The organism is Dyadobacter psychrophilus (assembly GCF_900167945.1).
Lineage (GTDB): Bacteria > Bacteroidota > Bacteroidia > Cytophagales > Spirosomataceae > Dyadobacter > Dyadobacter psychrophilus.
In genome coordinates this window covers 246,244-258,345 of record NZ_FUZA01000002.1, presented here as the reverse complement: position 1 = coordinate 258,345, position 12,102 = coordinate 246,244, and the positions used below count along the sequence as shown (strand labels likewise).

At 44.8% G+C, this 12,102-nt stretch carries 11 protein-coding genes; 2 read left to right on the top strand and 9 right to left on the bottom strand.

All coding sequences use genetic code 11. From position 1 onward, the window contains the following. Positions 1 to 23 precede the first annotated feature (23 nt). From B5X68_RS08150 to B5X68_RS08125, 6 genes are all read right to left on the bottom strand, one after another. The gene (locus tag B5X68_RS08150) at positions 24 to 1,358 is read right to left on the bottom strand and encodes a WG repeat-containing protein (protein ID WP_082214211.1); all 1,335 of its coding nucleotides are present in this window, start codon (positions 1,356 to 1,358) and stop codon (positions 24 to 26) included. 100 nt (positions 1,359 to 1,458) lie between these two features. Continuing rightward, complete coding sequence (locus tag B5X68_RS08145) at positions 1,459 to 3,624, bottom strand: 2'-5' RNA ligase family protein (RefSeq protein ID WP_082214210.1); 2,166 nt, start codon at positions 3,622 to 3,624, stop codon at positions 1,459 to 1,461. A 110-nt stretch (positions 3,625 to 3,734) separates the two neighbouring features. Next, the gene (locus B5X68_RS08140) at positions 3,735 to 4,349 is read right to left on the bottom strand and encodes a 2'-5' RNA ligase family protein (protein WP_170916605.1); all 615 of its coding nucleotides are present in this window, start codon (positions 4,347 to 4,349) and stop codon (positions 3,735 to 3,737) included. Continuing rightward, on the bottom strand, positions 4,349 to 5,044 hold the full coding sequence (locus tag B5X68_RS08135) for a hypothetical protein (protein WP_141110240.1): 696 nt from the start codon (positions 5,042 to 5,044) through the stop codon (positions 4,349 to 4,351). Before B5X68_RS08135 ends, B5X68_RS08140 begins: the two co-directional genes overlap by 1 nt. Positions 5,045 to 5,167: 123 nt before the next feature. Next, positions 5,168 to 5,740 carry a cupin domain-containing protein gene (locus B5X68_RS08130; protein WP_082214207.1) on the bottom strand — a complete coding sequence of 191 codons (573 nt, stop codon included), beginning with the start codon at positions 5,738 to 5,740 and terminating at the stop codon, positions 5,168 to 5,170. Further along, a complete protein-coding gene (locus tag B5X68_RS08125) occupies positions 5,740 to 6,186 on the bottom strand; it encodes a hypothetical protein (protein WP_229208335.1) in 447 nt (148 codons plus the stop codon). Before B5X68_RS08125 ends, B5X68_RS08130 begins: the two co-directional genes overlap by 1 nt. A gap of 113 nt (positions 6,187 to 6,299) precedes the next feature. Between B5X68_RS08125 and B5X68_RS08120 the strand changes: the two genes are divergently transcribed. Continuing rightward, on the top strand, positions 6,300 to 6,920 hold the full coding sequence (locus tag B5X68_RS08120) for a TetR/AcrR family transcriptional regulator (protein WP_229208334.1): 621 nt from the start codon (positions 6,300 to 6,302) through the stop codon (positions 6,918 to 6,920). A 9-nt stretch (positions 6,921 to 6,929) separates the two neighbouring features. Here the strand turns inward: B5X68_RS08120 and B5X68_RS08115 are convergent, their stop codons facing one another. Both B5X68_RS08115 and B5X68_RS08110 read right to left on the bottom strand, forming a co-directional pair. Further along, positions 6,930 to 7,400, bottom strand: coding sequence for a DUF6644 family protein (locus tag B5X68_RS08115; protein ID WP_082214205.1), 471 nt, complete (start codon positions 7,398 to 7,400; stop codon positions 6,930 to 6,932). A 2-nt stretch (positions 7,401 to 7,402) separates the two neighbouring features. Beyond that, positions 7,403 to 7,756: a DUF6152 family protein gene (locus tag B5X68_RS08110; protein WP_082214204.1), complete on the bottom strand. Its 354-nt coding sequence runs from the start codon at positions 7,754 to 7,756 to the stop codon at positions 7,403 to 7,405. 84 nt (positions 7,757 to 7,840) lie between these two features. Between B5X68_RS08110 and B5X68_RS08105 the strand changes: the two genes are divergently transcribed. Then, complete coding sequence (locus B5X68_RS08105; RefSeq protein WP_082215264.1) at positions 7,841 to 8,299, top strand: lipocalin family protein; 459 nt, start codon at positions 7,841 to 7,843, stop codon at positions 8,297 to 8,299. Positions 8,300 to 8,418: 119 nt separating this feature from the next. On the opposite strand, the gene purL is transcribed toward B5X68_RS08105, so the two are convergent. Beyond that, positions 8,419 to 12,078, bottom strand: a complete 3,660-nt coding sequence (purL, locus tag B5X68_RS08100; RefSeq protein ID WP_082214203.1) for a phosphoribosylformylglycinamidine synthase — start codon at positions 12,076 to 12,078, stop codon at positions 8,419 to 8,421. Between the last annotated feature and the right edge of the window lie 24 nt (positions 12,079 to 12,102).

Below are 12,102 nucleotides of genomic sequence, written 5' to 3'. Positions count from 1 at the left end.
AGTATAGCTGGCCGAATCTTGATTTACTTTTTCCCCTTTGCCTTCGCAATCTGCATTCGCTTGAAAATTAGGCTGTTCGCATAAATAAACAACGCCAGGCCGATCAGAATGAAGATGGCATTCAGCTTATAGGAAAAGCCGATGAATTTTTCCTTTCCCTGCATATTGAGTTCAAACCGAAGCCAAAGTCTTTCAACTACCGTTGTTTCTTTGTCAAATGGAAGGGCCTCGTCGTAGATAGGCTCTATAATGTAGCGGTTATTGATGTCGATATATCCATACTTGTCATCAATGCGGACCATGGAAATGCCGCGGTTGTAGTAAGACGCAAAGTCGTATTTGAGTGGCGTTCTGATTTTGCCTTTTTTATCAATGTGCCCGAATTTACCGTTGATCGCTACGGCGGATCGGTCTTCGCCAGTGAACCCGGTCGCCTCATCATACAGGAAAGGGATTCGGGTTTTTCCGGTTTTATCGATGCAGCCCCATTTGTTATCTTTCTTTACCCAAAATAGTCCGGAAGTGGGCTTGCGCGTGTCAGTGTATAAAAAATCAGTGATAAGCTCTCCGGTAAAGACATTGAGATAACCAAATTTATCTCCATATCTGACCCGCTCCATGCCCTGCCCTGAAAACTTATATTCAGGATCAATGTCGTCAAGCGAGACAGGCACGCGCAGGATCATTTTGTTATCTATAATCCCATACTTGCCCTCATACAAGAAATGATAAATGTACTTAGAGCTCTTTACCTCCTTTTCAATGAACGGACTAAAATTCCAGTTCAGAATAAAATAGTTGCGGCCTTTCCACCAAAGCACATCTTCCCTGGTGTCCTGGTTACAAACCATATCCACCTTCGCGGCGGAGATCAGGAAGTCTTTTTTGAAATATTGAATCGGAACTTTGTAAATTTCTTTTCCCGTGGAATCAATGTAAGAAAGCCCATACTGCTTTCCTGAGCGGTAAATCACCCACGTTTTTCCTTCATAAAACTTGTCCGTAGCAACATAAATCGGCGGTATAACCACCTCCCCGCGCCTGTTGATAAATCCATGACGACCCAGTTTTTCTGCATCCAGCTCCATGGGCACAAACTCCGCCAGATCTCCTGAAAAATCTCCGATATCGCGGTAAGCGGGCGTTAGTTTTTTGCCATTGCCGTCAACCAGGAAAGTCTCATAAGCACGGCAGGGAATGGTTATTTTTTTGACAACATACACACCCTTATAGTCTTTATGGACATTGTATTCCGAAAGCCACGGCTTCCCGGGAACTGAAACCGATTGGCAAAATGCGCCATTGAAAGTTGCGAAAAACCAAATAAAAAGTGACCAGCTTACAGCCTTTTGAAACATCCCAACAAAAAAATTTATCCAACATCCATTATTTCAACAGCGACTAATATACCTATTATGCGCATTGATCGGATAATAAATGATGTTTTTATGTTGTAGGTCAAGGCTGGAACAAATCCAGCTGAGCAAGTGGCTCGGGGTTTCCCAGCAAGGGAAGCACGTCAATTACATCGTACTGCCGCCGTTTTTCATTGAACTTCCGGATGACAAATGCGTCGCAAAGAAAACGCGCTTCGTATGCGGGCAACGTGGAATACGCCAGTGCGATCCACTCTCGCGTGAGCCTGCGTCCGATCGACATATGCGGATTTTTGGACTCATCGGCCCATTTTTTGGTATATTGTTTTTTAAGTTTTTTATCAAATGCTTTCATAACCGCTTCACTGCGTTGCCGGATCTCAAAGGACGACTCCATAGTTGGCTTGATGTAAAATGCAGAGTAATTGGCCCTGTCAAAATCATCAAACCCTGAAAAGTGGATTTCAAAAGGGGTGAGCTCCGAAATAATCCGGCGATACTCGGCCAAAACGTACGGATAGTCATTTTCATCGGCCTCAAATCCATCCAGGGAAATGTGCGCCTCCGCATTTGCGCTGCCATAACTTTTACCGATAGCAGCCCGCAACCGCTGCTTGATATCCGCCACTTCAAGGGATATCGCCGCGCTGGGCATGATGGCCAGGGAATATTGCGATAATGGTGGTTTTAGCATAATTTCATAAAATTGTTCTTCAATTGCTTCAACTTCTTCTTTTGACAATTCCGAAAACTCCCGGTCTAACGCCCTATTTGAAAGCCTGCCATTGTGCTGCTCGAGAAACCGGATGAGCAAGGCTACTGTTTTGTCTGGCATTTCGAATTCTTCCTCTAGCCAGCCCTTTATTAAATCGTATCGCTGCAAATATTCGACCTCCTTTGGAATTATTTTGTCAACAGTCTGATAAACACATTCAAATAAGAATTCAGCTTGTTTGGTTGCATCGAAATATCGGTAATAATCAATTGTCTCATTCGAAACCTTTACATTATTGTTCGCAGTGGGTGTCCAATCTATCAAGTCCAGCAACGGATGCGAATATTGTTCAAGCGTCTCTCGATAATCGTCTATACGTTCCAGAATGGCGGCTGATATAGGAAAAATGATCCCCTGCGGGCTAAATTTGGTTTTGGCAAGTAAGTGATGAATTAAATAGCGGTGAATTCTTCCGTTACCGTCGACAAAAGGGTGAATGAACACGAAACCAAAAGCAATGCTCGTGGCGGCCAGAACGGGATGGAAGTTCTGACGCTCCATTAATGAAGCAGTGGCAAATAATCCATTTAATAAAACCGACAGATCTTCCGGCTTTGCTGAAATATGTTCGGGCATAGGCGCACCACTGGTTCGATCATGCACCCCTACGAAACCTCCATCTGTCCGAAACCCCATCTTGACAAAACGGCTATTTTCAATGACTATTTGCTGCAGTCGTAATAATTCGTCCTCACCTAACTGTATACTGCCAGCTTGACTAATGGCCTTGCCCCAGCGCATAGCACGATTTGGCGTCGGATTTTCACCTTCAATTGAAAACGAAGCTTTGGAATCTTTCAGTAATAAAAAAGCAGAAGCACGAAGAATCACATCTCTATGGACTTCGTTCAAAATGGTATGTGTAAGTTCGGACAAATTCGCTTCAATGAATTCCTCTAACTTGTGTGTCCGAAAAATTAATGGACAAAAATCAGGTGTTCCAGGAAGATTGTTTCTGATCCGCTGTCTCGCAAAGTTGATTGCGGGTGAAACTGCATACTGAATTTCTTCATCGATCAAAGCAACATAATTCCCGTCTTTCAAATCAGGAATGTCCAGTTGCCTTCGCATAAGCCATTCAAATAAAAACCAAATCCTTCGACTATACTGACCTTTGGGCTCAATGCTGATAACGGTTTTTACACCCTCATCACCGATGCTCTCAAACAGTTTTTTAAAGAACAGCAGGTTAACACCCTCATATTTTAACGCAAAAACCAGATGCCCATATAGATTATCAGCAGGATTATGCCTCGGCGTTAAAATGCGCCAGTTATCATCGGAGACTTGCCTATGCTTGTCACTTATTAACGTTAATTTTGCAGGCATGGGCAATTGCAAATTTAATGCCTCTATAATCGCCCCATAGCCAACAATGAGTGCCTCCTCAGGCGCTTGCCTTCCATCAATAACTTTAATTCGTCTTGAAAAAAGTTTCCCGTCGCTTTTCCGAAAATTATTTTCTGGTGACATAATCTGAAATAGATTTTGTCAAAACTATTGAATTTTAACTAAAAAACATGAATAGTAGCTAAATCCGACTCAAAAATATGAAAACTAATTACTGTCATTAAACATCAGTGTCAAAACAGCCGCATCTGCTGGCCTACCATATATTCGTGACCCAGTAATGGAATAGTGTCAATGATTTCGTACTGTCCTTTCCCAGGATTCAGCTTTCGGATAACGAATGAATCGCAGGTAAAGTGCTCATCAAAATCGTCGGTGAATAAGGAGTGGGAAGCCTTTATTTCTTCCAGGATCAGATCACGGCCTATGGTTAGATGCGGTTCTGTACGACCTACTATTTCCCAGCGGTCGGTATATCTTCGCTTCAAAAATTTATTAAAATTGGTTCCTATCGTTTTGCAACACTCAATAATTTGCCTATTCGAACATTCATCGGGTTTAACAAAGAACGTGCATGGGTAGGTTTTCGAAAAATCACCAAAGCCTGACAGTCCAATGTCAAATGGCGCAAGGCCGGCCAGGACCCGCTCGAATTCTGCCAAAATGGGAGGATAATCGTCGTCGTAGGCAACAAACAGGATTAAGGTCACATGAGCAAGAGAATTAACGCTGCCGTAATTTCTCCCCAGATGCTTCTGTAAACGCTTTTTGAGCATTTTTACCAGCCCGATAATACGCTCATCGGGACTTATCGCAAGGGTGTAAACAGATAATGTTTTACTTTTCATTAATAAACCACATCGTAAAAATGCTGCCGCGAATTGCCGGAAATAAGTCTGGTAATCCATGCGGCTCTCAGCGTAATGCTATATTTAATTTTCCCGGCCTTTGGATCATTTTCTTCAAAAACAATCCTGATCCGTTCCGGTATACCGGCTATCTGAGCCTCTCCTGCCGTCTTGAAAAGCGGCAGCATTGTATTATCGAGATAACCTTTTTCAGGTCTCCAACCGTTTTCGGACATTTCCGAGACGATTCCTCCCAGGGAGGATGTGGAAGTGATAAAGACCGTTTGCGCTACGTCATCCCAGGCCCAGGTTCCGTCTGTTGTCAGTCCCATACCAGTTTCATTCAGCGACTTTGCACCGTAAGGAATCTTGCCAAACGGGCCGGTGCTGATGATTTCATCGAGGTTATTAACATTATTGGCAAATCGTTCAAATCGGAAACCGACATTCGGCGTTACGTTTATCCGGGTTTCGGCCGTTATGATCTTAGATGACTCTGCTACGTTTTCGACCGTCTTAACTCCCTGTTTTTCGATCGCAATCTCCTCGAAGCGCCAATTGCGATCAGTTGCTAAAAGAGACGCTATTACTTTTTCTTTATCTACCTGTGCCTTGACGACGTCGTCCTCCCTGTCATCACAGGAAAAAAGCAGCAAAAAAACCATTATTCCGGAACATTGTAGAAGCAATTTCATGGTCAGGAGGTTTTAGGTGTAAAGTAATTTTACACCTAAATATCGGCAGGAATATTCTAGCAACCAATGCCGGAGATCAAATTCTGCGTTCAATTCGCCGGTATGCATCCCGGCGAAAAAATCCTAAGGAACAATGACAGCCTCGGGCGCGTCCTTGAATTTTTTATCCAACCCTCGCAACTTTCCGACAAAAAGCACAAGCGGGAAAATAAATTTTTTGACGAAAGGCGGTATTCCCAGCATGTCAAACTCGGTCTTGTACTTCCGCAGCAGGTAAGCCGCATCGAATGGAGCGGGCACGCCTTTGCCGTTCTCGCGGCTGGAACGATAGATTTCTGAGAGAAAATATTCAATGTTGTGCGGCGGCCAGATTTCCCCGGAACAGCGGAGCGGTGTTTCGCCAGCATTCCAAAACCGGTGTGCTATTCCACTGTGGAAAGTTGCCGAATCGCCCTGATTTAGAAAGTAGGGCTCCTGGCCATCGATCTGAACGCCCATTTTGCCTTCATGGATATACAGACTTTCGTGCTGGTGATGATGTACATGCATAGGCGGACCGGATCCGGGGCTCACCTGATTCTCAACTTGTATATACTCGACACCATCCCGAAGCTCACGTCCCAGAAATGTCAGCCGCTCGCCATGACCGTTATCGATTGTGACCGGATAAACTTTTTTCATTGTTTTGGTTTCCATTATCTGACCTGTGTTTGCATGCTTAAACTCCTTAAAAGCGTCGCTGCTAATATCAATAACACGCTCAGTCGCAGCAAGCTAAGCATTTCCCAGGTTGAAGCTCTGGCTGCCAGGTCACCGCTAACCGCAGCCGAATAGGCCGATGTGGTAATGGCAATAAGTTCGGGCACAAAATACGTGGCTGTGATCGCTAAAATCAACAGGTAACAACAGAGAACGATTAAAATTTGTTTGCGGCGCTGCTCCTTCCAATTTGCCATTAATGCCGCTGCCAACAACAAAACGGTTACAGGATGTACTGGCATCCAGAAATTGATAGGCTTGATTCCATATTCGCCCTGGAACATGGACAGTGATCTGGGCGGCGCAATGCTCCAGACAGGTACAACTGCGGCATGCTCATATATTGCAGCGCCGATAATGGAGATGAAGGCGATAGACGCCATGATTAAAAAGATGTTTGAAAATGATTTCGTCATACGGTTCAAATGTTATAATTTTGGACAACGACCTAAAATTATAACGGATTAGGACATTGACCAAATATTGATACTGAAAAGTGAACGCGACACAGGAAAAAATTATTAACCGGGCATTGGAGCTGTTTAATCAGAAAGGAATTGAGTACGTAGGCATGCGGGAGCTCGCGGCGGACTTGGATATGCGAATCGGCAACCTCACTTATTACTTCCCTACCAAGAATGATCTGGTTTACAGCCTGAGCCAGGCATACACAGAATCCAATAACCAAATTCACAAAGAGTTACCAGTAAAAAGTTTACATGATTTTTTGAAAAAGAATGTACTGCTGTTTGAAAACGGCCTGAAATACCAATGCTTAATGTTAAGTATGGTGCATCTGATGGAACAGAATACGCTCATCGCTACCAATTATAAGAATGTTATGCAGAATCGTGCATCGGGCCTGATGAATGACGTAGCTGTTTTAGAGGAAAATAAGTATGTAAAATTTGCCGGGGAAGATGACAAATTATTGATCGTTTCCAGCAACAGCCTCCAAAACCGATTTTGGTTTTCCGAAGCTGTACTGTCGGGATCGAGGCAGAACCTCGCCAGCCAGATGACACATTACCTGCGCATGAAGGCACACTTGTTTCGACCCTATGCAACAAAAAAAGGCATTGACGATATCGAGCGTTTCCTGAGCGAACTTAGCTGATTTTGATCACTAATAAGCCAGCAACCTGCCACAGGCGATGACGGCAACCCAGACAATGATGGAGATGCAGGCACTGATCCGAGCCTGAGATGGAAGGTTGCCATTTGGGTTTAAATTTGATTTAAAAATAAACCTGTGAAAAACGAAAACATTAATAGCAGCAACGCCTATTAAGCTCATCTTCGTCCAAAATGTGGGATCAACGCCCAGCGCATTGGCATTGGTTATGAAAAGCAGCGCCCCCGAGGGAATAATCAGCAACAGGGACCTGCGTGACCAGGGCAATAAATGCTCTGCCAAACTGGCAAAAGGAATGTTCTGCGAAAAACCCAATAACCTCAGATCAAACATAAATGCCGGGCCAACCAGCATGACTATACCCAGGATATGGACAATTTCCAAAGCCGGGTATAGCCATAACGATTGGCGAATTCCTACCGCCCAGGAAGTTTTTTCAAGCCAGTCGAGAAATTCCAGCACTACTAGCGAAGTTCAAATTTTTTACCATCCACAAATATCCTTTCCGCGCGCATTTCGCCTTTTTCGGTCTTATGTGGATAAGCCACGAGCCTGACAGAAGTGCCTTTCTTGATCATATCACTTGTCAGGCCGCGATCCGTCATACGGCTGGTGGGGGCCAGGAAAACGGTGTACATTTCTTTATTGTACTTCACCTTGGCAAGCACATGCGGATTTTCATAAATGGATTCTTCAATCGTTGTTGTGAAATCCTGCGGCTTGGTTTGATCATAATCAGCCCAGCCGTGATGCAACACTGTGAAAGATGCGCAAAGTAAAACTGCAAGTGCAAAATAAATGTTTTTGATACTTTTCATAAGATGCTGAGTTTAGTGTATTTAAAGTTAATCAAATTATCCATTAACTTGAAAGCGAAATCCACCTCAATCCTTGAATCAGCAATGAGATCAAAATTTTACGGCTTTGCATTATTAGTTATCTGTGCTGCTTGCACCGAAAAAAAGGAAGAATCAAAAACGTCCACATCGCCATCGATTATCGGCACATGGGCCCTTTCATCAAGCAAAGTGGTTACCAAAGGCGACACGCTTGTAACTTTTCCTGTTAAAAATCAGGAAATGATAAAGATGTTTACAGAGTCGCATTTTACATTCATGAAGCACGACATCAACCAAGGCAAAGGTGACTCGGCCGTTTTCGACGCTGGCGGTGGCACTTACACTTTGAAAGGTGACGACTATTCAGAACATCTCCAATACTGTAACTACCGCGACTGGGAAAACCGCGATTTCCATTTCAAACTACGCCTCAACGGCGACACGCTCATCCAAAGTGGCGTGGAAAAGATTGATAGTCTGGGGATTGATCAGGAGATTTTGGAGGTTTATGTGAGGAAATGAAAAGCCAGGACAAATCCTGGCCCCACAATATCAAAAGTGCCTGACGGCACTTGCTTCCCGCAAGTGCCGTCAGGCACAACACATGTCTTAACCCGGGATTTCATCCCTGGAACTTAACCTCACAAACCTTCAATCCACTCCCGCGCGTTCACAAATGCCTCTATCCAAGGACTCACTTCGTCCTTCCTTCCCTCTGGGTAATTGGCCCAGTGCCATTGGAACAGGGACCTCTCAATGTGCGGCATCATGACCAGGTGGCGGCCGGTTTCGTCGCAGAGCATTGCCGTGTTGAATGCGGAGCCGTTCGGACTGGCCGGATAGGTTTCGTAGCCGTATTTGGCTACAATGTTATATTGATCCTCGGAATACGGGAAGTCAAAGCGTCCTTCTCCATGAGATACCCAAACGCCTAATGTACTGCCCGCCAGTGTGGAAAGCATTACAGATTTATTTGGTTGAATGGTCAGCGATGTGAAAATACTTTCATGTTTGCCACTTGCATTGTGCAGCATTTTTGGTTTTTGCTCATGATTTTCATTGATCAATCCAAGCTCAACAAAAAGCTGGCAGCCATTGCAAACGCCAACCGACAGTGTATCCTCACGCTTAAAGAAATTTTCCAGCGCAATCTTGGCCTTTTCATTATAAAGAAAAGCACCGGCCCAGCCTTTTGCTGAACCCAGAACATCTGAATTTGAAAACCCTCCTACTGCGCCTATGAACTGAATATCTTCCAGCGTTTCGCGACCAGAAATAAGGTCGGTCATATGAACATCCTTTACGTCAAAACCGGCCAGATACATGGCATTGGCTAATTCTCTCTCCGAATTGCTGCCTTTTTCACGAAGCACTGCTGCCTTAGGCCTCGGCCTGAATTCGTCTATGACCGGTTTTTTTCCATCAAATTGAGCCGGAAATTTATAACGCAGCAAGTGGTTTTTATAGTGATCAAAACGCTCCTTCGCAAGCTCAGGTTTTGTTTGTTTCTTATCTAGTAAATAGGACGTTTTAAACCAAACATCACGCAATGTTTCAATATCAAAATCCCACTTCCCGGCAGCATCTTTCACCGTCAATTTAGAAGCCAGATTAACCGTTCCTATTTTATGAAAATCAACTCCCTGAGCCGCCAGCACTGATTCCACAGATTCATCAGCCTGAAAAACGATCCCGATGTTTTCAGCAAAAAGCTTTTCAATAATGTCCTGATCACCCAATGCTGAAAGATCAATGGAAGCGCCTAAATCGCGGTCCGAGAAGCACATTTCGAGCAATGTGGTGATCAACCCGCCGCTGCCGATATCGTGTCCAGCCTGGATCTTCCCTTCTTTGATCAAATCCTGAATAGCATTGAAGGCAGTTTTAAATTTGCCTGCATCCTGAATATCAGGCGTTTGATCGCCAATTTTGTTCAATATCTGAGCAAATGAAGATCCGCCTAGTTTATAAGTATCACCTGAAAGATTGATATAGTAAATAGAACCGCCCGTTTTTTTCAAGACCGGCTCAACGACCGCAGTAATGTCATCACAATGCCCGGCTGCGGAAATGATAACAGTTCCTGGCGCGATCACCTCATCATTTTTGTATTTCTGCTTCATCGAAAGCGAATCCTTTCCAGTCGGAATATTGATTCCCAGACTGATAGCAAATTCCGAGCAAGCTTTCACCGCCTTGTACAATCGCGCATCCTCGCCTTCATTCTTACAAGCCCACATCCAGTTTGCAGAAAGTGAAACACTGGTCAGGTTATCTTTCAAAGGTGCCCACACAATGTTGGAAAGCGCCTCAGCGATTGCATTACGGCTTCCCGCAGCAGGATCGATCAATGCGGAAAGTGGCGCATGGCCAATAGAAGTCGCGATACCATCTTTCCCTTGAAAATCGAGTGCCATTACGCCCACATTGTTCAGCGGCAATTGCAGAGGACCAGCGCATTGCTGCTTTGCTACATGCCCGCCGACACATCGGTCTACTTTATTGGTAAGCCAGTCTTTGCTCGCAACGGCTTCCAGTTGCAGCATTTGTTCCAGATATTCATGCAGCTTTCCAGTTTCATAAGTGACAGGCTCGTAATTTCTTTGAATGGTTTTGTCGGCCATCACCGTTTTTGGTGAACTGCCAAACATATCGTCCATTTCCAGGTCCATCGGCTTAGCGCCGGTTTTCTCTGATTCAAACGTAAACCGGTGCGTTCCCGTCACCTCGCCTACCTGATAAAGCGGTGCGCGCTCGCGATCAGCGATCCTTTTAAGTGTTTCGAGATTTTCTTTCGAGATAACCAGTCCCATGCGCTCCTGGGACTCATTTCCAATGATTTCCTTCGCAGAAAGCGTCGGGTCGCCAACGGGTAGTTTATCCAGGTCAATGTTTCCACCCGTTTCCTCAACAAGCTCGGAAAGACAGTTTAAATGTCCGCCAGCGCCGTGGTCATGGATAGAAACAATGGTGTTATTGCCGCTTTCCACCATTCCGCGCACGGCATTGGCAACGCGTTTTTGCATTTCGGGATTGGAACGCTGGATCGCATTCAACTCAATACCGGAACCGAAAGCGCCTGTGTCCGCGGAAGAAACTGCCGCACCGCCCATTCCAATCCGGTAATTTTCCCCACCCATTACGACGATTTGATCGCCGGTTTCAGGTTTGGATTTTTTGGCCTGATCTGCGATGCCGTAACCAACTCCTCCGGCCTGCATAATCACCTTATCATAACCCAGCTTCCTGCCCTGTTCTTCATGCTCAAATGTCAGAACAGAGCCGGTAATCAAAGGCTGGCCAAATTTGTTACCAAAATCGGTCGCACCATTGGAAGCCTTAATGAGGATATCCATCGGTGTTTGGTAAAGCCATTCTCTTTCCTCAACGCCTTTTTCCCAGGGACGATTTTCTTCCAGGCGGGATAATGCAGTCATATAAACCGCCGTTCCAGCCAATGGCAAAGAGCCTTGTCCACCTGCAAGTCTGTCACGAATTTCGCCTCCCGAACCCGTTGCAGCGCCGTTAAATGGCTCAACAGTTGTTGGGAAATTATGGGTTTCCGCTTTTAATGAAAGAACAGATTGAAAATCTTTAATTTCATAATATTCAGGAACATCCGGCCTTTTGGGAGCGAACTGCTGCACAACCGGGCCTTTTACAAAAGCAACATTATCCTTATAAGCAGATACAATAGAATTCGGATTTGTTTCCGAAGTTTTGCGGATCAGTTTAAATAAGGAAACCGGCTGTTCTTCCCCGTCAATGACAAATGTGCCGTTAAAAATCTTGTGGCGGCAATGTTCAGAGTTGACTTGTGAGAAGCCAAAAACCTCCGAATCCGTTAACTTACGGTTCAGTTTTTCTGCCAGCTTGTTCAGATAATCGACTTCCTCATCACTCAATGAAAGTCCTTCCTGCTTGTTATATGCTGCAATGTCAGCCACTTCCAGAATAGATTCCGGCTGGACGCTGATCGTATATATTTCCTGATTAAGCTCAGCGTATTTCTGCGAAAGCATCGGATCAAAATCTTTGAAATCCTCCCCTACTTTCTTGAACTCCTCAATGCGGATGATGCCTTGAATGTCCATGTTTTGCGTGATTTCAACGGCATTAGTGCTCCAAGGTGTGATCATCGCCGCACGGGGTCCAACAAAAAACTCCGTGATGACGGTTTCATCCCGGAGTTCCGCGCCGCCAAAAAGCCAGCTCAATTTGGAAGTATCTGATTCTGTTAGCGTTCGCTCTATCTGGACCGCAAAAACAGTGTTCTGTTCGTCTGCAAAAAAGTAGATCATGGTATCGAATTATGGCGCAAAGGT

Excerpts from the sequence above, each read along its gene's own strand:
- B5X68_RS08150 (WP_082214211.1), bottom strand. The coding sequence starts at position 1,358 with ATGTTTCAAAAGGCTGTAAGCTGGTCACTTTTTATTTGGTTTTTCGCA.
- B5X68_RS08145 (WP_082214210.1), bottom strand. The coding sequence starts at position 3,624 with ATGTCACCAGAAAATAATTTTCGGAAAAGCGACGGGAAACTTTTTTCA.
- B5X68_RS08140 (WP_170916605.1), bottom strand. The coding sequence starts at position 4,349 with ATGAAAAGTAAAACATTATCTGTTTACACCCTTGCGATAAGTCCCGAT.
- B5X68_RS08135 (WP_141110240.1), bottom strand. The coding sequence starts at position 5,044 with ATGAAATTGCTTCTACAATGTTCCGGAATAATGGTTTTTTTGCTGCTT.
- B5X68_RS08130 (WP_082214207.1), bottom strand. The coding sequence starts at position 5,740 with ATGGAAACCAAAACAATGAAAAAAGTTTATCCGGTCACAATCGATAAC.
- B5X68_RS08125 (WP_229208335.1), bottom strand. The coding sequence starts at position 6,186 with ATGGCGTCTATCGCCTTCATCTCCATTATCGGCGCTGCAATATATGAG.
- B5X68_RS08110 (WP_082214204.1), bottom strand. The coding sequence starts at position 7,756 with ATGAAAAGTATCAAAAACATTTATTTTGCACTTGCAGTTTTACTTTGC.
- B5X68_RS08105 (WP_082215264.1), top strand. The coding sequence starts at position 7,841 with ATGAGATCAAAATTTTACGGCTTTGCATTATTAGTTATCTGTGCTGCT.
- purL (WP_082214203.1), bottom strand. The coding sequence starts at position 12,078 with ATGATCTACTTTTTTGCAGACGAACAGAACACTGTTTTTGCGGTCCAG.